Here is a 26,200-nt window from a genome sequence, read left to right on the forward strand (position 1 = left end):
CGAATCTCCTGGGTCCGGAGCGCCGGGCCAGGGGTCAGGACCCCGTGCCCCGCACCACGGCGACCGGACAGTGCGCGTGGTGCAGCAGGGCCTGGCTCACCGAGCCCAGGAGCAGGCCCGTGAAGCCGCCGCGGCCGCGGGCACCGGCGACGAGCAGCAGCGCCTCGCCGCTGGCCTCGATCAGCGCCGGACGCACCCGGGACCGCACCACGCGCCGCTCCACCACGACCTCCGGATGCCGCTCCCGCCACGGGCGCAGAGTCTCCTCCAGCGCCCGCTCCTCCGTGGCCTGGAGCCGCTCGGCGTCCACCACCACGTCCAGCGGATGGACGGCGGGCTCGTCGGCGCCCTCGCTCCAGGCGTTCCACACCCGCAGCGCCAGCAGGTCCGCGCCGCGCAGCGACGCCTCCGCGAAGGCGAGGCCGACGGCGGCCTCGCCCGCCGGTGAGCCGTCGCACGCGAGCAGCACGGGACCCTCCGGATCGGGCCTGCCGCGGACCACCAGCACCGGGCAGCGGCCGTGCGCGGCCAGGTGCACGCCGGTGGAGCCGAGCAGCAGACCGCCGAACCCGCCCAGTCCGCGGCTGCCGACCACGACGAGCGAGGCGGTGTGCGACTCGATCTCCAGCACCATCAGCGGCTCACCGACGGCCACTTCGCGGGTGACCGCCAGCTCCGGTACGGCCTCGCGGGCCCGCTCCTCGGCCTTCATCAGGGTGCCGTCCACCATCTCGCGCAGTCCCGCCGCCGCGGGATTCCACGGGGGCCCGCCGGGCGGCAGATGCATCGAAGGCCAGCCGAAGGCGTGCACGAGACGCAGCTCCGCGCCCCGCAGCCCCGCCTCACGGGCCGCGGCCTCGACCGCGTCCAGGCTCGACGGCGATCCGTCCACTCCGACGACGACCGGGTTCGTCATGACACACCTCCGGGTAGCTCGGTGTTCCTCCCGGCACTGCCTCAGGCGCGTGTGGAGCCGGGGCCGCCCGCTTCTCGCGGGCCCTGATCGCACGGTGCGCGTTTCGCTCCGCTTCACCGTGTCTCCTCGTGGCCCTCGGCTCAACTCCAGGACACCGCGTCCCGCCCGTGACGACCAGGGCCGTGAGACCCCCGCCGGGGACCGGCCGGCCCCCTCGTACGGCCGCGTGGCGGCCGCACCCGTCAGGTACGAAGCTGGAGACCCGGGTGACCGGGTCCGCCGGCTCGGACGGGGCCGGCCCGAGAGGAGACGACGGCGGTGACGATTCCCCTGGTGGTCGGCCTCGACGGCTCCGAGGCGAGCCTGGCGGCGGTGGACTGGGCCGCCGGCGAGGCGGCCCGGCACGGCGTGCCGCTGCACCTGGTGCACGCGACGGCGGGGGACCTGGACGCCGCCGGTCCGATCGGCGCCGCCACGGAGCGTGTCCGGCGGGACGCCCCCACGGTGCCGCTGACCAGTGAGGTGCTGCACGCCGACCCGGCCACCGCACTGGTCGGCAAGGGACACGACGCCTTCGCCCTGGTCCTCGGCTCCAGGGGACTCGGGGACCTCGACGCGATGCTCCTGGGGTCCGTCGGCCTGGCCGTGGCGGCCCGGGCGGAGTGCCCGGTCGTCGTGGTGCGCGGCGCCGCCGAACACCGGGAGGCCAGGTTCGGCAGCGTCGTCGTCGGCGTCGAGAACGGGGAGGGCAGTGCCACGGCGGTGGCGTTCGCCTTCCGTGAGGCGCAGGTGCGGCGGTGCGGGCTGGTGGCGGTGCACGCCTGGACAGCGCCGCACGACGCGCACGCCACGGCGCAGGCTCCCTCGTGGGCCCTGGAGGCCCACCGGCGCCCGCCGCCCCAGGTGCTCGATGACGCACTGCGCGGACTGACGGACCGTTACGGCGACGTCCCGGTGACCCGCAGGGTGATCGAGGGGCCGGCCCGCCGGGAACTGCTCGCCGCCGCGTCCGGCGCGGACCTGCTGATCGTCGGCGCTCCGCGGCGGCATGGGCACCCCGGTCTCCAACTGGGCCTGACCGGCCACGCGATGCTCCACCACGCGCCGTGCCCGGTCGTGGTCGTGCCCCGGACCTGACCGGGGCCGGTGACCTGACCGGGGCCGGCGGCCGGGAGTTGCCCCGGCGTCCGGCCGCCGGGGGCCGGACGCCGGCACGGCAGGGCCGTTCGGCCCTGTGAGCGAGGGCCGGCGCCGTCCGATCGTGGGACGACAGGGGGAGCCGAGGAGGCGACGCCGATGTCCGAGGCGACGACCACCGACCTGTACGAGGTCACCATGGCCCTTTCCTACCTGCGGGAGGGCATGGCGGGCCCCGCGACGTTCAGCCTGTTCGTCCGCGACCTGCCCCCCGAGCGCGGCTTCCTGGTCGCCGCGGGTCTCGAGTCGGCCCTGGAGTACCTCGCCGGCCTGCACGTCGGCCCCGAGGATGTCGAGGACTTCGCCGCCGCGCTGCACCGGCCGGCGGACGAACTGCGGCCCCTGCTGGGACTGGAGTTCACCGGCCGGGTGCGGGCCGTGCCGGAGGGGCGGATCGTGCTCGCGGGCGAGCCCCTGCTGGAGGTGACCGCGCCCCTGCCCGAGGCGCAGCTCGTCGAGACGTACGTGCTGAACCGGATCAGCCATCAGACGCTGATCGCCTCGAAGGCCGCGCGCTGCGCGCTCGCGGCGGACGGACACCCGGTCGTGGACTTCTCCCTGCGGCGCACCCACGGCCCGCAGGCCGGGTTCCAGGCCGCCCGGCTCGGCGCGCTGGTCGGCTTCGCCGGGACCAGCAACGTGGCCGCCGCCACGGCCACCGGCACACCCGCCGTGGGCACCATGGCCCACTCCTACGTGGAGGCGTTCCCCGGCGAGGAGGAGGCGTTCCGCGCCTTCGCCCGGACCCACCCGGGGCCGCTGACCCTGCTGGTGGACACCTACGACACCGAGGCCGGCGTCCGCGTCGCGGCCCGCGTCCTGCGCGACCTGGACCGCGGGCCCGGTTCGGCCGTACGGCTCGACAGCGGCGACCTCCGGGCCCTGGCGGTACGCGCCCGGGCCCTGCTGGACGACGCGGGGCTGCCGGATGTACGGATCATCGCCAGCGGCGGGCTCGACGAGTACGCCGTGGACGACCTGGTGCGCTCCCGGGCCCCGATCGACGTCTTCGCCGTAGGCACCCGCGTCGGCGTCTCGGCCGACGCACCGTATCTGGACTCCGCCTACAAGATGGTGGAGTACGACGGCCGGCCGGTGATGAAGCTGTCGTCCGCGAAGGTGACGGCGCCCGGCCCCAAGCAGGTGTTCCGCCGCCCCGGATACGCCGATGTGATCGCCCTCGCCGACGAGCGGCCGCCGGGCGACGGCACACCGCTGCTGGAGACCGTGATGGCCGGCGGGCGGCGCACCGGCGGGCGGCCCACGCTCGACGACGGCCGGGCGCGCTTCGCCGCGGACCTGGACGGGCTGCCGCCCGCCGCCCGCCGCGTCCGCGCCCCGGTCGCGCCCCGCGCGACGGTGTCCGGCCGCCTCGCCGCGCTCGCCGCCGATGTCCGGCGGCGCATCGAGGAGCGGATGTCCGCGGCCGGCCCCCGGCCGCCCGGCGCGGGGCCCGCCGCCCGCGGAGCGCTCCGGCCCACGGCCCACCGACCGGTATCCAGGTGAGGAGAGAAGCGATGTCGCACACGGCTGAGTGGAAGGTCCGCCTCCACCTCTTCGAGGACGACGAGGGGACGACGAAGGCGCATGTGGTGCTGGACACCGGCACCGCGGCGCTCACCGGCGAAGGGGCGGCGCACTGCCACCCGGCGGACGCGAACGTACCGGAGATCGGTGACGAACTGGCGGCGGGCCGGGCCATGGTCGACCTCGCCAAGCAGCTGCTGACCACCGCCGAACGGGACATCCAGGGCATGGGGGCACCCGGGTCCGGCCCCGGAACCCTGAAAACGGCATCGATCTGAGGAGAAGGGCGGCGACCATGCGAGCTCACCTCGGCGACCAGCTCGTCGTGGAAAGCCCGGCGACCGGCATTGCCCGACGCGACGGCGAGATCGTCGGACTCCACCACGAGGACGGCACACCGCCCTACGACGTGCGCTGGTCGGACACGGAACAGGTGTCGCTGGTGTTCCCCGGGCCCGACGCGCACCTCCGCCACATCGGGCACGGCACACCACCGTCCGGCCACGAGGCCTCGCAGGCGTCCGGTGCCGTGTCCGGTGCCGCCCCGGCATTCGGCGCCCCGGAGTTCGCCGCCCCGGCGGCCGGCGACATCGGCCGGCGCGTGGCGGTCGAACGCCGGCGCCGGGGGCTGAGCCGGGAGGAGACGGCGGGCCGCGCCCGCATGTCCCCCGACTACCTGGCCCACCTGGAGGAACATCCCGCCGACCCGACGCTCGCCACCCTCGTCAGGCTGGCCGACGCGCTCGGCACCACCGTCGCCGTACTGCGCGGCCGAGGCGCCGACCTGCCACCCGGCCAGGGCCACGCGCTGCTCCACCCGCACCTGCGGGACCTCGGTCCGGAGGCGTGCCGCGCCCTGCTGTCCACCCACGGCGTCGGCCGCGTCGCGGTGACGGCGCCCGACGGCCGGCCCGCGGTCGTCCCGGTCAACTACGAGATCGTCGACGACGCGATCGCCTTCCGGACCACGCCGGGTTCGGTGCCCGCGGCGGCCGTGGGCACGGACGTCGCCTTCGAGGTGGACCACCTGGACGAGGCGCTCAGCCAGGGCTGGAGCGTGCTCGCCGTGGGCCCCGCGCGCGCCGTCACGGACCCGGACGCCGCACGGCGTCTCGCCGGGGGCGCGTACGGCGAGCCGTGGGCGGGCGGTGAACGCGAGCTGTGGGTGTCGATCCGGCCCACCCGGCTCACCGGCCGCCGCATCACCCCCGGCCCCTGACCGGGCGGCGCGGCGACCGGGCGACGGTACGGCGGGGGAGAGGACGGGGGACCACGGCAAGGGGGGACCGCAACCGGACGGAGAAGGCGGTGGCGGCGATGGAACTCCCGCTGGTCGTGGCGTGGACGGCTCGGCCTGCAGTCTGCTCGCGGTCGACTGGGCGGCGGCCGAGGCGCAGCGGCGCGGGCTGCCGCTGCGCCTGGTCCACGCGTCCCTGTGGGAGCGCTACGAGGGTGCCCGGCCGTCCTTCGGCACCGGCCGTCCCGCCGAGGAGGTCATGGCGCAGCACATCGTCGCCTCCTGCGCCGAACGTGTCCGGGCACGCGAGCCGGAGGTGAAGGTGTCCGGTGAGGTGTTGCCCGCCGATCCGGTGGCCGTGCTGCTGGCGGCGGCGCCCACGGCCTCCGCCCTGGTCACCGGAGTGCGCGGGCGGGCGAGATCGCCGGTCTGCATCGGCCGCCGACCGCACGGGGGTGGCGTGGTTCCCGGCCCTGGCCGGGAACCACGCCATCGTGGCGTCTCAGTCCTCGGTCCACCCGTGGTTCCTGCCGAACCGCAGCAGCCCGAGCCGGACCTGAAGGATCTGCTCCCCGGTCAGGGACGGCGCGGTGGCCAGCAGGATCTCGGTGACCTCGTGGAGGTACTCGTCCGGGGTGAGGACGTCGCACAGCGAGTCGTCGCCGTCCGGCTGCCTGGCGGCGCCCGGGAAGGGCACCGCGCCCCCGCCCCTGACCAGCGCCGGCCCGCCGGCGGACGCCGGGGCCAGCTTCACCGCCGAGGCCTTCGGGCCCCGATCGCCCTCCTCGACCTCGAACTCCACCACCAGCCCCGGACGCAACTGCTGCTCGGGAATGAGCAGGTCGTTCACGTGCAGGAAGACGTCCTCGGTGCCGTCCTCCGGAGCGATGAACCCGTACCCCCGGGAACCGTCGAACCGCACCACCCGACCAGCGACCATGCCACCAACCCTCAAAGAACCGGCCCCCTTGCCCGGGCCGTCACCAGCGCAGAAGACTAGGTCACCGCGAGCCGCCGGGGCGAGCCGCACCCGGCCCCGCCCGCCCGTGCGGGCCGTCGCACGAGCCGCCGGGCGCGCCGCCGTACACGCCGGGATGCGATGATCACGGCGCCTCGCCCGGCTCAGGGCCCTCGCCGACGGAAGGACGACCCATGGCGACCGAAGCGGCTCCGCACCCGGCCGACCCGGACCACGCGCGCATCCCCGGCACACCGGCCGGGGGCACGGTCGTCCTGCTCAACGGCACGTCCAGCTCGGGCAAGTCGAGCATCGCCCGGGCGCTCCTGGAGGTGCTCGACGGCACCTGGTTCCACATGCCCGTCGACACCTTCCACGCCATGCGCGGCGGCCGGCCGGTCGCCGGCGCGGACCTCCCGGCCGAGATCGACCGCACCGTCAAGGGCTTCCACCGGGCCGTCGCGGGAATGGCGGCGGGCGGCAACAACCTCGTCGTGGACCATCCGCTCAGCCGCCGCTGGCGGTTGCTCGACCTGCTGGGCCTCCTGGTGCCCGAAGACACCGTCCTGGTCGCGGTCCGCTGCCCCCTGCCCGAGCTGGAGCGCCGGGAACGCGCTCGGGGCGACCGGCAGCCGGGGCTGGCCGCCCTGCAGTACGAGCACGTCCACGCGCACGGGCCGCACGACGTCGAGGTGGACACCAGCGTCCTGTCCGCGCGCGAATGCGCCCTGCGCATCAGCGACTTCATGGGGGACCGGCCACGCCCCACCGCCTTCGAGAGGCTCCGGGCGGCATCGCGCGACGGGGAGTGACCCCGATCGCCGGGCCGAGGCGTACCGCGCCCCGGCCGCGCCCCGGCCGGGACGGCACACCACGCGGCGGCCGGAGCGGAAGGCCGGCCGCCGCGCGCACTCGATCGGCTACTCGCCGCGGAAGACGGCCTTGCTCACCTCGGCGGGATTCTGGAACTCCCTCTTCCCGAGGTGCGCGAGGCGCTCGGTGACCTCCTTCGGCGCGTGGTTGTCCTCGGCGACCTTCCGGAGCCCGGCGGAGTCGCACGGATACTCCGCTCCGGACAGGGCCTTCTGCAGATCGGTGGGGCTGACACCCGCCATGGTTCCTCCAGAGCGGTGGGCAGGGTTCTACGGTCGTCCGGCGCGCACACCGTGCCGGACCGTCCAGGTACCCCGACCCGTGGTGCCGGATTCATCCTGATTTCTCCCGTCATGGGATCCGATGCGGGCGGGTACTCGGGATGTCCGCACAGGCACACGACAGGTGTGGAGGCGCCGGGATGACCGAGCAGACCCCCTCGCAGGCCGAGGGCGAACGCGACGACGACACGACGGCGGCCGGACCGCCGCGCACCACCCCCTCGCAGGCCGAGGGCGATCGGGACGACGACGACAACGACCGCGACGGCTCCGACGGCGACGAGTGACGACGATCAGAACGCACCGACGAGCGGAACTCACCGGCACCGACGAGCGGAACGGACCGGCCGGCGGAACCCGGAACGAGCGGAGGAGACCTGAAGGAGGAGATCCCATGGCACGCACCAGCGTTCCCGACGTGCTGGCCGCGATCAGGGGCGTCGACTTCCCCGCCGGGAAGGACCGGCTGGTGACGGCGGCCCGTGCCGCGAGCGCGCCGGAAGAAGTGGTCAGGGCCCTGCGCGGCATGCCGTCCGAGCAGTACGCCGACCGCGAGGAGGTCGCCGGGTCGGTCCGGGTTGACCCCGCCGCGGACCTCGACCCCGAGGCCGCACAGCGGATCGCACGGGCACGCGAAGGCGGCAGGCCCGGACCGGCCCGGCATCTGCGCGAGGAGCCGAGGACGCCGATCCAGGAGGAGTTCGGCCGCTGAGCCGCGCGGCCCGCCCCGCCGGTCGGCCCTCACCGGCCGGCCGCCGCACCTCCCCGGAATCCGCACGCATGGCTCGAAGCCGAACCGGGTACGCGAGGCGGGAGCACGCCCGGGCCCGTCCCGGCCGTGTGCCCGTACCGCCGCTACCTGGGGATCTGCCATGGAGACACCCGCGCACGACGACCAACTGCCCACGCCGGCCCAGCAGGCGCTCGACGCGCTGGCCGTGAACGCCGAGGACCAGATCGCCCTGGACACCCTCGCGCACAGCGAGGTGCTCGTCCCGGTGCCGGACGAGGCGGTGGACGGGGAGGGCGCCGACGCCTCGACCGTCGCACTGCCCGTCCTCGAACAGAGCGGTGGCGATCCGGTCGTCCCGGTCTTCACCTCGGAGGGGACGATGGCCGAGCTGCTGCCGTTCATCTCCCGCTACCGCCTGATACCGCTCGGCGCCCTGGCCTCCCAGTGGCCCGAGGAGGACCTCTCCCTCGCCATCGACGGCAGCTCCGCCCACGGGCTGACGCTCACCTCGCAGGGGGTGCGCACCCTGCTGGCCCGCTGAGCGGCCCGTGCGCACGCCGGAGCCGCGGGGCACGCGACGGCGCCCCGCAGCTCCGGGTGAGGTCATCCGGCCCGTTCGGCCAGCATCCGCTCCAGCACGGCCCGCTGCAGCGGCAGTACCTCGGCGTGCAGATCGCGGCCTCTGCGGGTCAGCGCGACCCACACCCCGCGCCGGTCCTCCGCGCACACCGAGCGCTCGACCAGGCCGTCCTTCTCCAGCCGGCCGATCAGCCGGGACAGCGCGCTCTGGCTGAGATGAACCCGTCCGACCAGGTTCTGCACCCGGCACTGGTCGCCCTCGGCGGGCGACTCGGCGGCGAGAATGTCCAGCACCTCGAAGTCGCTGGCGCCGAGCCCGTGCGGATGCAGGGCGCGGTCGATCTCGCACATCGTGCGCGCGTGCACGGTGAGGATGTCCCGCCACCGTTCCTCGAGCCGGGCATCGGCCGTCTTGACTGCCATACCCGCACGGTAGCACCGTTCCGGCCAATCGTTGAGTGTGCAACTAGTACGGGTGTCGGGGCCGGCGGCGGTTCAGGCGGCCGGGTCCTGGAGCAGGCCCACCAGGTTGCCGTCGGCGTCCCGGACGAACGCGATCAGCCGGCCGCCGCCGACGTCCTGCGCGTCCTGCAGCAGCTCGGCGCCGGCCGCCACCAGCGTGGCCAGCCGCTCCCGCAGATCGGTGACGTGCCAGTAGGGGACCGGTCCGGTCATGCCCTTGGCGTGCCCGTTCGGATCGAGACCGACGTCCTGCCCGGCGGCCTTGAAGCCGACGTAGTACGGCTCGTCCGCGTACGGCTCGACCCCCAGCAGCGCCGCGAACAGCGGCTTGGCCTTCTCCAGGTCCTTGACGGGGTAGATGATCGTCTGCACGCCGGCGGTCATGGAACTCACTCCTCGAAGGTGGCTGCCCCGACGGCTCCCCGCCGGTGACCTCCACGCTAGGACGGGCGGGCCCGCCGCCGCTTCTCCGATCCTGACCGGTTGCGCCGACCGGGGGCCGGGCGCCGCGTCCGCGCCACGGAGCGCCGGCTCAGGCCGACTCGCGGCGGACCAGTTCCGTCGGGAGGATCACCGCGGCCGGGTCCTCGCCGCCTATCTGGCGAGCAGCACCCGCACCATCTCGTTGCTGATCCGGTCCCACGGCTGGCGGATCGTGGTGAGCGCCGGGGTCGCCGCGGTCGCCGCGGGGGGAGCGAGGCCGGCGGCGGGGTGTACCGGACGAGTTCCGGCACCGCCGGTGACGCTCTCTCCGTACTCACGTCGTACGGCATGAACTACGCACGGCTGAAGGTCTGGGTGAACCCGGCCGACGGCTGCAACAACAAGGCGCGCGTACTGGCCATGGCCAAGCGGATCAAGGCGCGGGGCATGAAACTGCTCGTCGACTTCCACTGCTCGGACACCTGGGCCGACCCCGGTGCCCAGGCCAAGCCGGCCGCCTGGGCGGGCCACTCCTACGCCCAGCTCAAGACGGACGTGTACAACCACACGTACGACGTGCTGAACGCCCTGATGGCGCAGGGCACCACCGCCGACATGGTCCAGGTCGGCAACGAGATCAACGGCGGCATGCTGTGGAACGAGGGCTCCACGGACAACTGGCCCCAGCTCGCCGGACTGCTCGACTCCGGCTACGGCGCCGCCAAGGCGGTCAGCCCGTCGACGACCGTCGCGCTGCATCTCGCCAAGGGCGGGGACAGGGCGGGCACCGAGTGGTGGTTCGACAACGCGGTCGCCCAGGGCGTGAAGTTCGACGCGATCGGGCTGTCGTACTACGGCTCCTGGCACGGCCCGCTCGCCGACCTCCAGACCACCCTCGACGACGCGGCCGCCCGCTACGGCAAGCCCGTGTTCGTCGCCGAGACCGCCTACCCCTTCCGCCTCGACAGCGACGACCCGCTCACCGACCAGATCGACACCACCGGCGGGCTGGTCCCCGGCTACCCGGCGACCGTGGCCGGCCAGACCAAGTGGATGAACGACGTGGCGAGCATCGTGGAGGTCGTGCCGGGCGGCCGCGGCCTCGGCGTCTTCTACTGGGAGGCGACCTGGACGGCCGTCACCGGCAACGGCTGGGACCCGGCCGACGCCTCCTCCGGCAACGGCTGGGAGAACCAGGCCCTGTTGGGCTACGACGACAGGACGCTGTCCTCGATGACCTGGTTCGGCCACCGCTGATCCACCCCTGAACCACGCCCGACGGGGCCCGGCCGTGAGTGACGGCCGGGCCCCGCCGCGTATCCGTGAAATCCTGTCGTGGCAAAGGCCGTTCGGTACCGGTCAAGGGCCGGCGAGTCCCCTACGGGACGTGTCCGGCTGCGCCAGAGTGGGAAGACCGCGCACGAGGAGGCCGGGGACGGAGGCGGGACGGATGACGGGAACTCCCTCGGGCCGCGTACGGCAGACCATCCTTGACTGGCTCAAGGACCCGGCGGCGCACTTCCCGGCCGGGCGCGGCAGCGGTGACCCGGCCGAGACGGGCGTCACCGCGCGGGCCGTGGCCGCCAAACTGGGCGTGCCCCGCCGGACCGCCGCCGCCCACCTCGACCTGCTGGCCTGCCTGGGCCTGCTGCGCACCCGGCGGATCCGGTGCCGCACCCACTACCGGCGTGACGAGATCCGTATCGCCGAGGTGGCCCGCATGTTCGAGAAGGGCTGGTGAAGACGTATGACCACCGCACTCGTCCCACTCCACTACGTCGGCCTCGGCGGCCGCGGCCCCGAGGACGTGGTGACCGACGCCGAAGGCCACGTCCTGACCGGGACGGCGGACGGCCGCGTCCTGCGGATCCGTCATCTCGCCGACCCGCCCACGGCCCGGGTCGAGACACTGGCCGACACCGGCGGCCGCCCGCTCGGTCTGGAACCGCTCGCCGACGGCGGCCTGCTGGTGTGCGACGCGGAACGCGGCCTGCTCCGGGTCGACCCGGACGGCGCCGTGCGGGTCCTGGCGGACTCGGTGGCGGGGGAGCCGCTGCGGGTGTGCAGCAACGCCGTCGCGCTGGACGACGGCAGCGTCTGCTTCACCGCTTCCAGCCGCCGGTACCCCCTGGACCAGTGGATCGGCGACATCGTGGAGCACACCGGCACCGGCCGGCTGCTCCGCCTCCCGCCCGGCGGCGGCGCCCCCGAAGTACTGCTGGACGGCCTCCAGTTCGCCAACGGCCTCGCCGTGAGCGGTGACGGCACCTTCCTGATCATCGCCGAGACCGGCGCCTGCCGGCTCACCCGCTACCACCTCACCGGGCCACGCGCCGGACAGGCCGAACTCTTCGCGGACCTGCCGGGCATGCCCGACAACATGTGGCGCGAGGGGCCGGACGGCCCGGTCTGGGTGGCCCTGGCCGGGCCCCGCGTCCCCCCGCTCGACCTGCTGCACCGCACCCCGCCGGGCGCCCGCCGCGCCGCCGCCCGGGCCGCCGTCCGCGCCCCGTTCCGCCCGGGCGGCACGATCGGTGTGGTGGCGGTCGACGACCACGGCCGCACCGTGCACCACCTGAGCCGTCGCCGCTCCGGCTTCCGCATGGTCACCAGTGTCTGCGTGACCGGTTCCCTGCTGGTCCTCGGCAGCTTCTGGGAGCCGGGCGTCGCCGTCTGCGCGGCTCCGGCCACCGGATGACCCGGCGGTACCCTGGTGCCCGGCCGTGATCACCCGTCGTGGTCCGGCCGAACAGGAGATCCACGAGCATGACAGCCACGGAAGCCGAGAGCCTCCGCGCCCGCCCCGCGCGGCGGCGGCCCGCCTGGCGCGCCCAGGCCCCCGTTGTCGCGGTGGTCGCCGCCGGCGGTGCCCTCGGCGCGACGGCCCGCTACGCGCTCACCCTGGCCTGGCCCACCCCGCCCGGCGGTTTCCCCTGGGCGACCTTCTGGACCAACGTCACCGGCTGCGCCGTGATCGGCGTGTTCATGGTGCTGATCACCGACGTGTGGGCCGCCCACCGCCTGGTGCGCCCGTTCTTCGGCACCGGTGTGCTCGGCGGCTACACCACCTTCTCCACCTACGCCGTCGACATCCAGAAGCTGGCCGACGGCGGGCACCCGCGCACCGCTCTCGCGTATCTCGCCGTCACCCTGCTCGCGGCCCTCGCGGCGGTGTGGGCGGCCTCGGCCGCCGCCCGTGCCCTGCTCACCAGGAGGCAGCGATGACATCCCTCACCGGCCGGCCCCTGCGGCTGACCGTGTACATCGGCGAGGACGACACCTGGTACCACCGGCCCCTCTACTCCGAGATCGTGCACCGCGCACACACCGCCGGCCTCGCCGGGGCCAGCGTCTTCCGGGGCGTCGAGGGCTTCGGCGCCTCCTCGCGCATCCACACCTCCCGGCTGCTGTCGGTGAGCGAGGACCTGCCCGTCGCGATCGTCGTCGTGGACACCGAGGAGCGGATCCGGGCGTTCCTGCCGCAGCTCGACGAACTGGTCGGTGAAGGGCTGGTGACCTTGGAGGACTGCGAGGTCATCCGGTACGTGGGGCGGGGCGCGGACCCGGACGAAACGGCCCCGACGGGTAAGAGGTCGTTGTGAACTGGCTGCTGGTCGTGGCGGGGGCCGTGGTCGGCGCGCCCCTGCGCTATCTCACCGACCGCGCCGTCCAGGCCAGGCACGACTCGCTCTTCCCGTGGGGCACCTTCGTGGTGAACGTCACCGGCTGCCTGGTCCTGGGCCTGCTCACCGGCGCCGCCGCCGCGGGAGCCGCAGGTCAGCACCTTCAGTTGCTGCTGGGCACCGGCCTGTGCGGGGCCCTGACGACGTACTCGACGTTCTCCTACGAGACGCTCAGGCTGACCGAGGCCGGTGCGGCCCTCTACGCTGCGGCCAACGCCGCGGCGAGCGTGGTGGCCGGCTTGGCGGCGGCCTTCGCCGGTGTGTGGCTCGCCGGCGCCCTGTGGGCGTAGCGACCGGTCCGCCGGACCGGGCATGGTAGGAACGTCTACAGCACTGTCGACCAACTCTTCTCAGAACTGGATCCCATGAGCGCCATCTCCGTCGGTCAGGCCGTCGTCCTCGGAGTCGTCGAGGGGGTGACCGAATTCCTCCCCGTGTCGTCGACCGGCCACCTCAAGATCGCCGAAGGGCTCATGGACATCCCCGTCGACGACAAGTCCGTCGTCGGCTTCTCCGCCGTCATCCAGGTCGGCGCCATCGCGGCCGTGCTCGTGTACTTCTTCAAGGACATCAAGCGGATCGTCTCCGCCTGGTTCCGCGGTCTGACCAAGCCCGAGGAGCGCTACCACCACGACTACAAGTTCGCCTGGTGGGTGATCGCCGCGACCATCCCGATCGTCGTGGTCGGCCTGGCCGCGAAGCCGCTGATCGAAGGCCCGCTCGCCTCGCTCTGGGTGGTCGCCGGCTCCCTGATCGTCGGGTCGGGCGTGATGTGGGCGGCCGACCAGATGGGCCGGCACAAGCGCGGTGAGGACGACACCTCCTTCAAGGACGCGATGCTGGTCGGCTGCTCGCAGATCCTCGCGCTGCTCTTCCCCGGCTTCTCCCGCTCCGGCGCCACCATGTCCACCGCGCTCATCCTCGACCTGGACCGGGTCGCGGCCACCCGGCTGTCCTTCTTCCTCGGCATCCCGGCCCTGACCGGCGCCGGCATCTACGAGCTGAAGGACGCCCTCGGCGCGGGCGTGGGCGCCGCCCCGCTGGCCGTCGGCACGATCGTGTCCTTCGTCGTCGCCTACGCCTCCATCGCCTGGCTGCTGAAGTTCGTCGCCAAGCACTCCTTCAACGCCTTCGTGATCTACCGGATCGTGATCGGCGTGGCGCTCCTCGGCCTCCTCGCCACCGGCACGCTCAGCAGCTGACCGGAGTCACCGGCCACCCACGGGGTGCGGCAGCCCGCCCGGGCGCCGCGCCCCGTGTCCGTTTCCCCCGGCAGGCCCCGCCTTGACAGCGCCGTCCCGCAGGCCGCAGGATCGCTCCGTGAACCTGTCAGACAGCCAGACAGGTGGTCCCGTTCCACGGCGCGTCAGCGCCATGGAGGCGGTCCTCGGCCACCTTCGCGGCGCCATCGAACGAGGCGAGTACGCCGTGGGCGACAAGCTCCCCTCCGAGGCCGAGCTGTGCCGCACGCTCGAGGTCTCCCGGCCCGTGCTCCGCGAGGCGCTGCGCGCCCTGCAGACGATGGGCCTGACGGTCTCCCGGACCGGCAAGGGCACCTTCGTCGTCGCGGACTCCGCCGACGAACCCACCTTCGGCGACTACACGGCCGGCCACCTGCTCGAGGTCCGCCGCCACGTCGAGATCCCGGTCGCCGGCTACGCGGCGGTCCGCCGCACCCCGGAGAACCTGGACCGGCTCGGCCGGTTGCTCGACCGCATGGAGCGGGAGACGGACACCACCGCGTGGGTCGCGATGGACAGCCTCTTCCACCTCGCCGTCGCCGAGGCCGCGCAGAACCCGGTCTTCCGCCGGGTCATCGAGGAGATCCGCGACGCGCTGGCCCGCCAGTCCGCCTTCCTCAACGAACTGGGCGGGCGCCGCGAGCAGTCGAACCGCGAGCACCGGGCGATCCTCGAGGCGCTGGTGGACGGCAGCGAACACGACGCCGTCGAGGCCATGAGCCACCACCTCGACCGCGTCGAGACGACCCTCACCGACATCGTGCGCGCCGGACGCCCGGACACGCCCACCGGCGGCGGACCCGGCGCGTGACCCCCGGCCGTTACGCCGGCCCTCCGCACCGCTCTCCCCGCCCTCCGCCCCTCCCGCATTCCCGCTCCGACCACCGATTCAGGCAGTGATGTACAGCAGCTCTCCCGTCACCGCGTCCGCGCCCGCCGTCCGTGAACCCCGGCACGCCCCCGTCGCCCACCTCGTGCGCGGCGGGGTCGTCGAGGGCGTCCACTACGGCTCGGTCGTCGTCCTCGGCAAGGACGGCCGTGTTCAGCTCCAGCTCGGCGACACCGAGGCCGCGTTCTACCCCCGCTCGGCCCTCAAGCCCCTCCAGGCCGTGGCCATGCTGCGCGCCGGGCTCCCGCTGGACGGCGCGCTGCTCTCGCTGGCCGCCGCCAGCCACTCCGGCGAGGAACGGCACCTCGACGGCACCCGGCGGATCCTCGAACTCGCCGGCCTCGGCGAGGACGACCTGCGCAACGTGCCCGACATGCCGTACGGCCCGGCCGTCCGGGACGCCTGGGTCCGCGCGGGCCGGGAGCCCTCCCGGCTCGCCCAGAACTGCTCCGGCAAGCACGCGGCGATGCTGTGGACCGCGAAGCTCAACGGCTGGTCCCTGGCGGACTACCTGGACCCGGCCCACCCGCTCCAGCGGGCCGTCGCGGACACGGTCGAGGAACTCACCGGCCAGCCGATCGCCCGGGTGACCGTGGACGGCTGCGGCGCGCCGCTGTTCTCCGTCTCGCTGCACGGCCTCGCCCGCGCCGCCGCCCGCCTCACCACCGCCGCGCCCGGCACCCCCGGCGCCCGGGTGGCCGACGCGATGCGCGAGCACGCCGAGATGGCCTCCGGCGCCGGCCGGGACGTGGCCGAGCTGATGCGGGCCGTACCGGGCCTGCTCGCCAAGGACGGCTTCGAGGGCGTCCAGGTCGCCGCGCTCCCGGACGGCCGCGCCGTCGCTGTCAAGATCGCCGACGGCGCGAACCGGGCCCGCATACCGGTGGCCGCGGCGGCCCTGGCCCGCGCCGGCGTCGACCCCGCCCTGCTCACCGCGTTCGAGGGCGAGCCGCTGCTCGGCGGCGGGGAGCAGGTCGGCCGGGTGCGGCCCGTACCGGCACTGGACCCGGCCCCGCAGCCGGCCTGCGCCTGACCCCCACCCCCCACCCCCGTACCTCCGAAAGAGGCCGCACCCCGATGACCGCCGCCACCCGAAGCGAGCACGACCTGCTCGGCGACCGCGACGTACCCGCCGACGCGTACTGGGGCATCCACACCCTGCGCGCGACGGAGAACTTCCCCATCACCGGCACCCCCATCTCCGCCTACCCGCACCTGATCGACGCCCTGGCCGCCGTCAAGGAGGCCGCGGCCCTCGCCAATGAGGAACTCGGCCTGCTGAAGCCCCGGAAGGCGGCCGCGATCGTCGCCGCCTGCCGGGAGATACGCGCGGGCGGGCTGCACGACCAGTTCGTCGTGGACGTCATCCAGGGCGGCGCCGGCACGTCCACCAACATGAACGCCAACGAGGTCGTGGCCAACCGCGCGCTGGAACTGCTCGGCCACGGCAAGGGCGAGTACGCGCACCTGCACCCCAACGAGGACGTCAACCTCGGCCAGTCCACCAACGACGTCTACCCCACCGCCGTCAAGATCGCGACGGTGTTCGCGGTGCGCGGCCTGCTCAAGGCCATGGCCGTCCTCCAGGACGCCTTCGCGGGGAAGGCCTTCGAGTTCCGCGACGTGCTGAAGATGGGCCGCACCCAGCTCCAGGACGCCGTGCCGATGACCCTCGGCCAGGAGTTCTCGGCGTTCGCCGTGATGCTCGACGAGGACCGCAGCCGGCTCGCCGAGGCCGTGGAACTGATCCACGAGATCAACCTCGGCGCCACCGCCATCGGCACCGGCCTCAACGCCCCGGCCGGGTACGCCGAGGCCGCCCGCCGGCACCTCGCCGGGATCACCGGACTGCCCCTGGTCACCGCGGCCAACCTGGTCGAGGCCACCCAGGACTGCGGCGCCTTCGTGCAGATGTCCGGTGTGCTGAAGCGGATCGCGGTCAAGCTCTCCAAGAGCTGCAACGACCTGCGCCTGCTGTCCTCCGGCCCCCGCGCGGGCCTCGCCGAGATCAACCTGCCGCCGGTGCAGGCCGGTTCATCGATCATGCCGGGCAAGGTCAACCCGGTCATCCCCGAGGTCGTCAACCAGGTCGCCTTCGAGGTCATCGGCAACGACGTCGCCATCACCATGGCCGCCGAGGCGGGACAGCTCCAGCTCAACGCCTTCGAGCCGCTCATCCTGCACTCCCTGTCGGAGAGCATCACCCACCTGCGCAGCGCCTGCCTGACACTCGCCGAGCGGTGCGTCACCGGCATCACCGCCAACACCGAGCGGCTGCGGGCCGCCGTGGAGAACTCCATCGGGCTGGTCACCGCCCTCAACCCGTACATCGGCTACACGGCCGCCACCGACATCGCCAAGGAAGCCCTCGCCACCGGCCGGGGCGTGGCCGAACTCGTCCTGGAGAAGGGCCTGTTGCCCGCCGACCGGCTGGCCGGCCTGCTGCGCCCCGAGATCGTCGCGGGCAGCGGGGCGCCCGCCGCCTGACCCGCGGGCCCGCACGAAGCGCCCGGACCGGCCCGGAGGCACAATGGCGATCATGACAACGACGTCGTCCCCCGCCTTCCTGCCGGTCCTGGAGCGCATCGCCCAGGAGCTGGGCCGCACCCCCGGCCGCGGGCGCCCCGCCGACTACATCCCGGCGCTCGCGGCCCGCGACGCGCGCAGCTTCGGCATGGCCGTCGCCGAACCGGACGGCACGGTGTACGGGGTGGGGGAGTGGCGGCAGCCGTTCTCCACGCAGTCCATCACCAAGGTGTTCACCCTCGCCCTGGACCTGGCCCGCGAGGGCGACGAACTCTGGGAGCACGTCGGCCGCGAGCCCTCCGGCAACCCGTTCAACTCCCTGGTGCAGCTCGAGTACGAGAACGGCATCCCGCGCAACCCCTTCATCAACGCGGGCGCGCTGGTCGTCACCGACCGCCTGCAGACCCGCACCGGCGACGCCTCCGGCGAACTGCTCGCCTTCCTGCGCACCGAGAGCGGCAACCCCGGCCTGGACTTCGACCTCGAGGTCGCCGCCTCCGAGACCGCGCACGGCGACCGCAACGCGGCCCTGGCGCACTTCATGGCGTCGTACCACAACATCGACAACGACGTACCGGTGCTGCTCGACCAGTACTTCCGGCAGTGCTCCGTCGCCGCCTCCTGCGCCGACCTGGCCCTCGCCACCGGTTTCCTGGCCCGGCACGGCATCCGCGCCGACGGCACCCGGCTGCTCAGCCGCAGCCAGGCCAAGCAGGTCAACGCGGTGATGCTGACCTGCGGGACGTACGACGCGGCCGGCGACTTCGCCTACCGGGTCGGGCTGCCCGGCAAGAGCGGTGTCGGCGGCGGCATCATCGCGGTGGTCCCGGGCCGCTGCACGCTGTGCGTGTGGAGCCCGGGGCTCGACGAACGGGGCAACTCGGTGGCGGGCGTGGCGGCGCTGGACCGGTTCACCACGCTCACCGGTCTGTCGGTGTTCTGACCCGGACCGGCCCCGTCGCGCACACGGCGGTCATGTACGGGCCGCCCGCCGGTGCGGGGAGCGTCGTCTCCCGGCCACCCTGGATTGCCACGCTGACCCCGTGCCGGCCATGCCCCTTCCCCTCGACCTCCGCCGCTGCCGGCTGCTCGGGCTGGCCGGCACCACATGCCTCGCGCTGGGCGGGGGGACGGCCGGCGCCCTGCCGGTGCGGGACACGCTCGCCCCCGCCTCCGCACGGGCCGCGCTCGGCCTGGTCGGGGTTTACTGCGGGGTCGTGCTGCTCACCGCGGCCTGGGCGCTGCTCGGCCGTCTGGTGCGGGGCCCGCGACCGCCCGGCGAGCGCTCCCTGCTGCTGGTGCTCACCGTCTGGGCGGCCCCGCTGCTGCTCGCGCCCCCGCTGTTCAGCCGGGACGTCTACAGCTATCTCGCGCAGGGCGCCATGGTCGACGCCCACATGGACGTGTACGCCCACGGTCCCGCCCGGCTCGGCGGCCCGCTGGCCGACGAGGTCGCGCCGGTGTGGCAGCACACGGCCGCCCCCTACGGCCCGGCGTTCCTCGCCCTGGCCTCGGCGCTGTCCGCCCTGACCCGCGGCGAGCTGCCCGCCGGTCTGCTCGGCATGCGCCTGGTCGCGGTGCTGGGCGTCGCCCTCATGGCGGCGGCGCTGCCCCGTCTGGCCCGGCACAGCGGCGCCGACCCGGCCGCCGCGCTGTGGCTCGGCGCCCTGAACCCGCTGGTCCTGCTGCACCTGGTCGCGGGCGCCCACAACGACGCGCTCATGCTCGGCCTGCTGGGACTCGGCCTGGTCGCGGCCCTCGGCCGGTGGCCGCTGCTCGGCACGGTGCTCATCACCCTGGCCGCCCTGGTCAAGGCGCCCGCCGCGCTCGGCCTGCCCGCGGCGCTGATCCTCCAGCTCCACGCCGGCCGCGGCCCGCTGCGCGCCACGGTCACGACGGCGGCCGGCGCCACGGCGACCACGGTCCTCGCCACCGCCGTCGCCGGCACGGGATACGGCTGGATCGGCGCCCTGGACACCCCCGTCTCCGCGCACAACTGGGCCCTGACCAGCCTGCTCGGCCGGGCCACCGGCGCCCTGCTCGAACACCTCGGCAGCGGCCTGGCCCCGCTCGCCGTGCCCGCCTGGCATCTGCTGGGCCTGGTGGCCACCGCCGTCGCCGTGACGCTGATCTGGCTCCGGCTGCGCCCGCTGCCGGTGTACGCCCTCGGGCTGAGCCTGCTCGCGGTCGCCGTGCTGGGCCCGGCCATCCGGCCCTGGTACATGCTGTGGGGCCTGTTCCTCATAGCGGCGGCCGCGCCCAGCACCTCGGTGCGGCACCGGGTCGCCGCGCTGACCGGTGTGCTGGCGCTCGCCGTGCTGCCGAGCGGCGGCCCGCCGGCCCCCGGCCAGCTCGCCCTCGCCCTCTGCGGCGGCGCGCTGGGCCTGGTCCTGCTGTGGCAGGCCCGGCCGGCCGCCCGGGCGCCGGCGGCGGGAGAGACGGCATGAGGGGCCCTTCGCTGCCGCGCACCGATCGCGGGCGCCTGATGTTCGTGGCGGCCCTGGCCGCCGCGGTGACCGTGTTCACGGCCACCGTGCCGCTGCTGCGGGACTTCTTCGACCTGCGCGTCTACTACGGGACCGTGCACACCTGGGCCGGGCACGGCGGCCGGATCTACGACTACCGGGTGCCGGGGACGCCGTACGGCTTCACCTATCCGCCGTTCGCCGCGCTGCTCATGCTGCCTCTGGCCGCGATGGGCCGGCACACCGCGATCGCCGCCTCCCTGCTGGTGAACCTGGCCGCGCTGGCGGTGGTCCTGCGCGTCCTCGCCGGGCCCGGCCGGCGAGGGCACGGCTGGTTCCACTGGTCGCTGACGCTGTGCCTGCTCGCGCTGTTCGAGCCGCTGCGGGACACCGTCAGCTTCGGGCAGGTGAACCTGGTGCTGCTGGCCCTGGTGCTGGGCGACGCCTGGCTGCTGCGGACCGGCCGCGGCCGCTGGGCGGGCGCCGGGATCGGGCTGGCCGCGGCGGTGAAGCTCACGCCCGCCCTGTTCATCGCCCTGCTGCTGCTCGCCCGGCGCCGGCGGGCGGCCGCCGTGGCGAGCTGCGTCGCCCTCGCGGCGACCGGGCTGGCCGCCTGGGCGGACCCGGGCGGGTCCCGTTACTACTGGACCCGGGCGCTGTGGCAGACGAGCCGCGTCGGACGGCTCGACTACGTCTCGAACCAGTCGCTGCAGGGCGTCCTGGCCCGCCTCGGCGAGCCGGACCGCGCCCTGTGGGCGGGTGCGGTGCTGCTGGTGCTGTGCGGGTGGGCCTGGCGGGCCCGCCGGGCGGCGGCGGCCGGCGACTGGCCGGCGGCCTTCGCGCTCACCGGCGCGGCGGCCTGCCTGGTCAGCCCGGTCACCTGGGTGCACCACCTGGTGTGGCTGCTGCCGTCCCTCGCGGTGCTGGTGCGCGCCGGGTACCCGCGGCTCGCGGGCGCCCTGTACGCGGTGCTGTGCAGCAGCGTGGTGTGGCTCTGGGTCCGGGACGCCTCCGGCATCGGCGGCTTCCTCGGCGGCAACGCCTACACCTGGGTCACGCTCGGTCTGCTGCTGGGCCTGCCGACCGGTCAGCCGCGGGCGTCCCGGCCGTTCTTGGCCCGCAAGGCCAGCGCCACCGCCGCCGCGCCGAGCCCGGTGAAGCCCACGACGGCCGCGGTGGGCGACCAGTCCGGCTCCTCGTCCGGCGCCGGGGCGGGTGTCGCCGCTGCTGGTGCGGCGGCCGCGGCCGCCGCACCCGGGCGCAGCGCGTCCAGCGACCCCACCGGGCCCACCCGCCCCGCCGCGGCGAAGCCCCAGTCGAGCAGCTGACGGGCCTCCTCGTACACGGCCAGGCCGCCGCCCTCCTGAGGGTTCATCACGGTCACCACGAGCGTGCGGCCGTCCCGGCGCGCCGCGGCGACGAGGGTGTTGCCCGCGTTGCTGGTGTAGCCGTTCTTGATGCCGATCAGCCCGGGGTACGGGGCCACGCCGTCCTCACCGGTCAGCAGCCGGTTGGTGTTCTCGATCTGGTACGGCCATCCGTCGCCGGGGAACTGGGACCGGACGGTGGAGCAGTACCGGGCGAAGTCGGGGTTGCGCAGCCCGGCCCGTCCGAAGACGGCCAGGTCGTACGCCGAGGACACCTGGCCGTCGGCGTCGTAGCCGTCGGGGGAGACGACATGGGTGTCCAGGGCACCGAGGGAGCGCGCCTTGTCCTGCATCTTCCGGGCCGTGGCCTGCCAGCCGCCGCCGAGGGAGGCGAGCACGTGCACGGCGTCGTTGCCCGAGCTGAGGAAGACCCCGCGCCACAGGTCGGCCACCTGGTAGCTGTGCCCCTCCTCGACGCCGACCAGGCTGCTGCCCTCGCCGACGTCCTCCAGTTCCCGGTAGTCGACGGTGTGCCGCATGGTGGAGGGCAGGCCGGGCAGCACGGTGAGGGCGAACAGCGTCTTCATGGTGCTCGCGGGCGGCAGCTCGCGGTGCGCGTCGTCGGCGGCCAGCACCTCGCCGCTGCCGGCGTCGGCGACCAGCCAGGACAGCGCGGAGACCTCCGGGACCTCGGGGGCGCCCTTGCGGAGCCTGACCTGCGTGCCGGACCGGTGGAGCAGGGACGGCTCCGGCACCGACGCGCGTGGCCCGGGCGGCGCGGGATCACCCGCACGGTGTGCGGTGGAGGCGGCGGCCGGTGCGAGGGCGAGGGTGCCCGCCACACACAGGGAGCAGGCCGTGACGGCGACCCGACGAGAGAATCCGGTGATCATAGGATCAACGTAGGAAGTCGCGGCGGGTCCGGCGCGCTGTCCGGGCCGGACGGCCTACGGGAGCAACCCGGACGCAGCACCCGCGCGAGCCCCGGGGGGCTGCCGACCGCGGCGCTCACGGGCGTCCCGGAGCCGTTCAGCCGCCGGGCAGGGTCGGCTGGACGCGGCGCAGGAAGGTGGCGTTGTCGGGGGTTCCCCGCATGCGCTCGAGCAGCTTCTCGAGGGCGCCCGGTGCGCCCTCGCGGGAGCGCAGGGCCCGGCGCAGGCCCCGGGTGACCGTCAACTCGGCCGGGGTGAGCAACAGTTCCTCTCGGCGGGTACCGGTGGCGTCGATGTCCACGGCCGGGAAGACCCGGCGGGCGGCGGGTTCCCGGTCCAGCCGGAGCTCCATGTTGCCGGTGCTCTTCAGCTCCTCGAAGAAGTAGCCGTCGGCGCGCGAGCCGGTGTCCACCAGGACGGTGGCGAGGATGGTGAGCGAGCCGCCCTCCTCGGCCTGCCGGGCGGCGCCGAAGAACCGCTTGGGGCCGAGCAGCGCGCCCGCGTCGACACCGCCGCTCAGGGTGCGGCCACCGGCGGCGGACGCGTTGTTGTGGGCCCGGCACAGCCGGGTCAGCGAGTCCAGCAGCACGACGACGTCCTCGCCGGCCTCGACGAGCCGCTTGGCCCGTTCGACGACCAGTTCCGCCAGGGCGATGTGCTCCCCGGCCGCCCGGTCGAAGGTGGAGGCGTACACCTCGCCGCGCACCGAGCGGCGCATCTCGGTGACCTCCTCGGGCCGCTCGTCCAGCAGCAGCACCATCAGCCGGCAGTCGGGGTGGTTGCCCGCGACAGCGGCGGCGAGCTGCTGGAGCAGTACGGTCTTGCCGCTCTTCGGCGGGGCCACGATCAGCCCGCGCTGCCCCTTTCCGACCGGCGCGAACAGGTCGGTGACGCGCCCGGCCAGGCCGGACGCCGGGTGCTCCAGGCGGAGGCGCTCATGGGGGTGCAGCGGGGTGAGCTCGTGGAAGTGCCGGCGGGAGCGGAGTTCGCCGGGAGCGCGGCCGTCGACCAGTGTGATGCCGGTCAGGCCGGCCTGCGCCGTGCTCTCGCCCCGCACGAGGTCGCCCCGGCGCAGGCCGTGACGGCGGATCAGCGCGGGGGAGACCTGCGGGTCGCCGGGGGAGGGCAGCAGGTGCGCGGCCCTCAGGCGGCCCTTCCCGCGCGCGTCGATGTCCAGGACACCGGTGACGGGCCGGGCGGCCGGGGGCCGCTGTGCGACAGGGGGGTGTTCGAGTGTGGTGGTCATGGCGGGAAGGTCCTTTCACGGACGGAAGGCAGAGAGGAAGGAGGGAGAGGCCGCGAGCGGGAGGCGGGCACACAGGTGCCTCCGGGCGACGGGAACGGCACCTCGGGTACGGCGGAAGGCCGGTTCACGAGGTGGTGCCGGGAAGCCGATGCGCCGGAGCCGGAGACCGGCGGGCCGATCGGCGCGATGAGAGAGAAACGGCACCGGCGTCCGCGAAGGGACGTGCACGAGTACCTGTCGGCACAGTACCACCCGGCGGAGCGGTATGTCCGTGACCACGCCAACACACCGTCGCGGGGGCATATTCCCCATGATGTGAAAGCCCAGGCCGGGCGGCTCCGGTGAGCCTACGATCGTCGGCGTCACCCTCGCCGTACGACCGTCAGGAGCTGCCGGTGGAGACCACGCCCGCCATGCCGCCGCACCGTCTGGACCCCGCCGGCGGCTGCCCGCACGCCGACAACGCGCGACTCCTGGCCCGCGGCGCCGTGACTCCGGTCGAACTGCCCGGTGGCATCGAGGGCGCGGCCGTCCTCGGGCACGAAGCGCTCCGGGAGTTCCTGCAGGATCCCGGCGTGGCCAAGAACGCGCGTCACTTCACGGCGCTGCGCGAGGGGCTGATAGCCGAGGGATGGCCGTTGCGCACCTTCGCGACCGTACCGGGCATGACCACCGCCGACGGCGAGGACCACCGGCGGCTGCGCTCCCTGGTCGGTCGCGCCTTCACCCCACGACGCACCGAGGAACTGAGGCCGCGCGTAGAGGAGTTGACCGAGTCGCTGCTGGACGGGCTGGCGGCCGCCGCCGCGGCCGGCGGGGGCGTCGCGGATCTGCGCCGGCACTTCGCGCTCCCGCTGCCCATGGGCGTCATCAGCGAACTCCTCGGTGTCGTAGCCGAGTTCCGGGACCGGCTGCACCACCTCAGCAGCCGGATCGTGGCCACCGACACCGAGCCCGCCGAGGCCGTCGCCGCCAACCGTGAACTTCTGGCCGTACTCGAGGAGATCGCCGCCGCGAGGGCCGCCGCGCCCGGCGACGACCTGACCAGCGCGCTCATCGCGGCCCGGGACGAGGACGGCGACCGGCTCAGCGGGCAGGAGCTGATCGGCACGCTCCTGCTGATGATCATCGCCGGACACGAGACCACGCTCAACCTGATCACCAACGCGGTACGCGCCCTGTGCGGCCACCGCGACCAGCTCGGCCTGGTGTGCGCGGGCGGGGCGAGCTGGGCCGACGTCGTGGAGGAGACCCTGCGCTGGGACGCCCCGGTCAGCTACTTCCCGTTCCGCTACCCGGTGCGCGACCTCACCGTCGGCGGCACGCTCATACCCGCCGGCACCCCCGTCCTGGCCGGCTACTCCGCCGCGGGCCGCGACCGGGCGGCGCACGGCCAGGACGCCGACCGTTTCGACGTCACCCGGCCCGCCCGTCCCGGCGCCGTACGCCACCTCTCCCTCGGACACGGCGCCCACTACTGTCTCGGCGCCCCACTGGCCCGCCTGGAGGCGACCGTCGCCCTGGAGCGGCTGTTCACCCGCTTCCCGGGACTCGAACTCGCCGTCCCCGACGCGGAACTGGCCCCGCACGCGGGCTTCGTCGGCAACAGTGTGCGCACCCTCCCGGTGCGCCCGGTGCCCTGAGCCGAGGGGCCGCCGCCCGTCGGAAGCCGGACCGGACGTCACCGATCCGTGCCAGATGTCCCCACACCATAACGATCCCGGACGTCAGGGGACTTGACCGCCAACGCGGCACTATCGTCACGACATGTCCACGCCCCCGCAGCCCCCGCAGCCGGCCGACCGGCCCGCGCCGCAGCCCGGACAGCCGGCCCCGCAGCCCGCGGTGCCCGCACAGCCGACGGCCTACCCCTACCCGAGTCCGCAGTCCCCTGCGTCGGGGCAGTTCCACGCGCAGCCCACCCTGGTGGGGCAGCCGGGCCTGCTCCAGCCGCCGCCGCAGCCCGGTCATCCGTACGCCCAGCCACCGCTGTACGCGCCCGTGCCCGCCCCGCCGGCCGGTGGTGGCGGTGCCGGGCGGGCGGTGCTGTGGGCGGCCGTCGGGGCGGTCGTCGCCTCCGCGGCCTGGGCGGCCGGTGTGTTCCTGGCCGGCGGCACGGGCGACGGCGCGGATCTGCGGGGCTACTCGGCGCCCTCGAACATGTGCTCCGGCGCGGACTACTCCTCGTTCACGGACGAGTACCCGCAGAACGACGCCTCGCCCACGCACAACTCGCTCAAGGACGATGCCCTGGACGAGAGTTACTGCAGCGTGGGGCTGAAGAAGACCGGGTCGAGCTACTCGGACGCCTACCTCACCATGCAGGTGGACCTGCACCGCAGCACCGACCCGGCACCCGAGTTCACCGCCACCTGGAGCAACTACGGCGACAGTCACACCGGTTACGACGTCAGCCCGGTGAAGGACATCGGTGACGAGGCCTACCTCGTCAGCCAGGACACCACCAGCGGCTCCACCGGCGGCTCCCGGTACGCCACGCTGGCCGTGCGCGACGGCTGGGTGACGTACACGATGAGCTACAGCGTCTATCTCAGCTCGTACGACCAGGACAAGGACCCGCCCGGGCTCGCCGACGTGACCGACTGGCTGAAGACGGACACCAGGGCGACGCTGGAGCGGCTCAAGGACTGACGCCGCCCCCGGT

The 26,200-nt window shown here is 74.3% G+C and carries 28 protein-coding genes and 4 pseudogenes; 24 read left to right on the forward strand and 8 right to left on the reverse strand.

Going from position 1 to position 26,200, the window contains the following annotated elements:
• Positions 1-34 precede the first annotated feature (34 nt).
• Positions 35-916, reverse strand: a complete 882-nt coding sequence (locus AB0924_RS19780) for a universal stress protein (protein WP_366912041.1) — start codon at positions 914-916, stop codon at positions 35-37.
• A gap of 318 nt (positions 917-1,234) precedes the next feature.
• On the opposite strand from AB0924_RS19780, the gene AB0924_RS19785 reads away from it, so the two are divergent.
• The 5 genes and pseudogenes from AB0924_RS19785 to AB0924_RS19805 all read left to right on the forward strand — a co-directional run.
• On the forward strand, positions 1,235-2,053 hold the full coding sequence (locus tag AB0924_RS19785; protein ID WP_366912042.1) for a universal stress protein: 819 nt from the start codon (positions 1,235-1,237) through the stop codon (positions 2,051-2,053).
• A gap of 159 nt (positions 2,054-2,212) precedes the next feature.
• The gene (locus tag AB0924_RS19790; protein ID WP_358929402.1) at positions 2,213-3,619 is read left to right on the forward strand and encodes a nicotinate phosphoribosyltransferase; all 1,407 of its coding nucleotides are present in this window, start codon (positions 2,213-2,215) and stop codon (positions 3,617-3,619) included.
• Between the two features lie 11 nt (positions 3,620-3,630).
• Positions 3,631-3,918 carry a DUF1876 domain-containing protein gene (locus tag AB0924_RS19795; RefSeq protein WP_358929404.1) on the forward strand — a complete coding sequence of 96 codons (288 nt, stop codon included), beginning with the start codon at positions 3,631-3,633 and terminating at the stop codon, positions 3,916-3,918.
• 17 nt (positions 3,919-3,935) lie between these two features.
• On the forward strand, positions 3,936-4,859 hold the full coding sequence (locus AB0924_RS19800; RefSeq protein WP_366912043.1) for a pyridoxamine 5'-phosphate oxidase family protein: 924 nt from the start codon (positions 3,936-3,938) through the stop codon (positions 4,857-4,859).
• Between the two features lie 98 nt (positions 4,860-4,957).
• Positions 4,958-5,292 (forward strand): annotated as a pseudogene (locus tag AB0924_RS19805) (universal stress protein); the annotation flags it as partial.
• A gap of 87 nt (positions 5,293-5,379) precedes the next feature.
• Here AB0924_RS19805 and AB0924_RS19810 read toward each other — a convergent pair.
• Positions 5,380-5,817, reverse strand: a complete 438-nt coding sequence (locus AB0924_RS19810; RefSeq protein ID WP_358929410.1) for a cold shock domain-containing protein — start codon at positions 5,815-5,817, stop codon at positions 5,380-5,382.
• Between the two features lie 212 nt (positions 5,818-6,029).
• Between AB0924_RS19810 and AB0924_RS19815 the strand changes: the two genes are divergently transcribed.
• On the forward strand, positions 6,030-6,647 hold the full coding sequence (locus AB0924_RS19815; protein WP_366912044.1) for an AAA family ATPase: 618 nt from the start codon (positions 6,030-6,032) through the stop codon (positions 6,645-6,647).
• A gap of 108 nt (positions 6,648-6,755) precedes the next feature.
• On the opposite strand, the gene AB0924_RS19820 is transcribed toward AB0924_RS19815, so the two are convergent.
• Positions 6,756-6,950: a DUF2795 domain-containing protein gene (locus AB0924_RS19820; RefSeq protein WP_358929414.1), complete on the reverse strand. Its 195-nt coding sequence runs from the start codon at positions 6,948-6,950 to the stop codon at positions 6,756-6,758.
• Positions 6,951-7,129: 179 nt separating this feature from the next.
• On the opposite strand from AB0924_RS19820, the gene AB0924_RS19825 reads away from it, so the two are divergent.
• From AB0924_RS19825 to AB0924_RS19835, 3 genes are all read left to right on the forward strand, one after another.
• Complete coding sequence (locus AB0924_RS19825; protein WP_358929416.1) at positions 7,130-7,276, forward strand: hypothetical protein; 147 nt, start codon at positions 7,130-7,132, stop codon at positions 7,274-7,276.
• Between the two features lie 107 nt (positions 7,277-7,383).
• Positions 7,384-7,701, forward strand: coding sequence for a DUF2795 domain-containing protein (locus AB0924_RS19830; protein WP_358929418.1), 318 nt, complete (start codon positions 7,384-7,386; stop codon positions 7,699-7,701).
• A gap of 160 nt (positions 7,702-7,861) precedes the next feature.
• Positions 7,862-8,263, forward strand: coding sequence for an SseB family protein (locus AB0924_RS19835; protein ID WP_358929420.1), 402 nt, complete (start codon positions 7,862-7,864; stop codon positions 8,261-8,263).
• Between the two features lie 62 nt (positions 8,264-8,325).
• On the opposite strand, the gene AB0924_RS19840 is transcribed toward AB0924_RS19835, so the two are convergent.
• The 3 genes and pseudogenes from AB0924_RS19840 to AB0924_RS19850 form a co-directional block, all read right to left on the reverse strand.
• The gene (locus tag AB0924_RS19840) at positions 8,326-8,724 is read right to left on the reverse strand and encodes a MarR family transcriptional regulator (protein ID WP_358929422.1); all 399 of its coding nucleotides are present in this window, start codon (positions 8,722-8,724) and stop codon (positions 8,326-8,328) included.
• Positions 8,725-8,796: 72 nt separating this feature from the next.
• Positions 8,797-9,147: a VOC family protein gene (locus AB0924_RS19845; RefSeq protein WP_366912045.1), complete on the reverse strand. Its 351-nt coding sequence runs from the start codon at positions 9,145-9,147 to the stop codon at positions 8,797-8,799.
• A 148-nt stretch (positions 9,148-9,295) separates the two neighbouring features.
• A pseudogene (locus AB0924_RS19850) lies at positions 9,296-9,450 on the reverse strand (substrate-binding domain-containing protein); the annotation flags it as partial.
• Positions 9,451-9,456: 6 nt separating this feature from the next.
• Here AB0924_RS19850 and AB0924_RS19855 point away from each other — a divergent pair.
• The 13 genes and pseudogenes from AB0924_RS19855 to AB0924_RS19915 all read left to right on the forward strand — a co-directional run.
• Positions 9,457-10,443: pseudogene (locus tag AB0924_RS19855) on the forward strand (arabinogalactan endo-1,4-beta-galactosidase); the annotation flags it as partial.
• 193 nt (positions 10,444-10,636) lie between these two features.
• Positions 10,637-10,927, forward strand: coding sequence for an ArsR family transcriptional regulator (locus tag AB0924_RS19860; protein WP_366912046.1), 291 nt, complete (start codon positions 10,637-10,639; stop codon positions 10,925-10,927).
• Positions 10,928-10,933: 6 nt separating this feature from the next.
• Complete coding sequence (locus tag AB0924_RS19865) at positions 10,934-11,884, forward strand: SMP-30/gluconolactonase/LRE family protein (RefSeq protein WP_358929428.1); 951 nt, start codon at positions 10,934-10,936, stop codon at positions 11,882-11,884.
• Between the two features lie 68 nt (positions 11,885-11,952).
• On the forward strand, positions 11,953-12,411 hold the full coding sequence (locus AB0924_RS19870; RefSeq protein WP_358929430.1) for a CrcB family protein: 459 nt from the start codon (positions 11,953-11,955) through the stop codon (positions 12,409-12,411).
• Entirely contained in the window at positions 12,408-12,788 is a 381-nt protein-coding gene (locus AB0924_RS19875; RefSeq protein WP_366912047.1) for a DUF190 domain-containing protein, read from the forward strand. Before AB0924_RS19870 ends, AB0924_RS19875 begins: the two co-directional genes overlap by 4 nt.
• Positions 12,785-13,159: a fluoride efflux transporter CrcB gene (gene crcB, locus AB0924_RS19880; RefSeq protein ID WP_358929434.1), complete on the forward strand. Its 375-nt coding sequence runs from the start codon at positions 12,785-12,787 to the stop codon at positions 13,157-13,159. The genes AB0924_RS19875 and crcB overlap by 4 nt, the downstream gene beginning before the upstream one ends.
• Positions 13,160-13,234: 75 nt before the next feature.
• Positions 13,235-14,071, forward strand: a complete 837-nt coding sequence (locus AB0924_RS19885) for an undecaprenyl-diphosphate phosphatase (protein WP_358929436.1) — start codon at positions 13,235-13,237, stop codon at positions 14,069-14,071.
• Positions 14,072-14,243: 172 nt separating this feature from the next.
• Complete coding sequence (locus AB0924_RS19890; RefSeq protein WP_358929469.1) at positions 14,244-14,921, forward strand: FadR/GntR family transcriptional regulator; 678 nt, start codon at positions 14,244-14,246, stop codon at positions 14,919-14,921.
• Positions 14,922-15,009: 88 nt separating this feature from the next.
• A complete protein-coding gene (locus AB0924_RS19895) occupies positions 15,010-16,032 on the forward strand; it encodes an asparaginase (RefSeq protein ID WP_366912048.1) in 1,023 nt (340 codons plus the stop codon).
• A gap of 44 nt (positions 16,033-16,076) precedes the next feature.
• The gene (gene aspA / locus AB0924_RS19900) at positions 16,077-17,486 is read left to right on the forward strand and encodes an aspartate ammonia-lyase (RefSeq protein ID WP_358929440.1); all 1,410 of its coding nucleotides are present in this window, start codon (positions 16,077-16,079) and stop codon (positions 17,484-17,486) included.
• A gap of 43 nt (positions 17,487-17,529) precedes the next feature.
• Positions 17,530-18,468: a glutaminase gene (locus AB0924_RS19905; protein WP_358929442.1), complete on the forward strand. Its 939-nt coding sequence runs from the start codon at positions 17,530-17,532 to the stop codon at positions 18,466-18,468.
• A 109-nt stretch (positions 18,469-18,577) separates the two neighbouring features.
• Positions 18,578-19,972, forward strand: a complete 1,395-nt coding sequence (gene mptB, locus AB0924_RS19910; protein WP_358929471.1) for a polyprenol phosphomannose-dependent alpha 1,6 mannosyltransferase MptB — start codon at positions 18,578-18,580, stop codon at positions 19,970-19,972.
• Positions 19,969-21,318 (forward strand): glycosyltransferase family 87 protein, encoded by a 1,350-nt coding sequence (locus AB0924_RS19915; protein WP_366912049.1) that lies wholly within the window; start codon positions 19,969-19,971, stop codon positions 21,316-21,318. Before mptB ends, AB0924_RS19915 begins: the two co-directional genes overlap by 4 nt.
• Positions 21,319-21,368: 50 nt before the next feature.
• Here AB0924_RS19915 and AB0924_RS19920 read toward each other — a convergent pair.
• A pseudogene (locus AB0924_RS19920) lies at positions 21,369-22,250 on the reverse strand (D-alanyl-D-alanine carboxypeptidase); the annotation flags it as partial.
• Positions 22,251-22,386: 136 nt separating this feature from the next.
• A complete protein-coding gene (rho, locus tag AB0924_RS19925; RefSeq protein WP_366912050.1) occupies positions 22,387-23,535 on the reverse strand; it encodes a transcription termination factor Rho in 1,149 nt (382 codons plus the stop codon).
• Positions 23,536-23,948: 413 nt separating this feature from the next.
• Between rho and AB0924_RS19930 the strand changes: the two genes are divergently transcribed.
• Complete coding sequence (locus tag AB0924_RS19930) at positions 23,949-25,178, forward strand: cytochrome P450 (RefSeq protein ID WP_366912084.1); 1,230 nt, start codon at positions 23,949-23,951, stop codon at positions 25,176-25,178.
• A 124-nt stretch (positions 25,179-25,302) separates the two neighbouring features.
• Positions 25,303-26,187, forward strand: a complete 885-nt coding sequence (locus tag AB0924_RS19935) for a hypothetical protein (RefSeq protein ID WP_366912051.1) — start codon at positions 25,303-25,305, stop codon at positions 26,185-26,187.
• Positions 26,188-26,200: the final 13 nt, after the last annotated feature.

Origin of the sequence: Streptomyces sp. NPDC047869, assembly GCF_040704065.1 — a bacterium.
GTDB lineage: Bacteria > Actinomycetota > Actinomycetes > Streptomycetales > Streptomycetaceae > Streptomyces.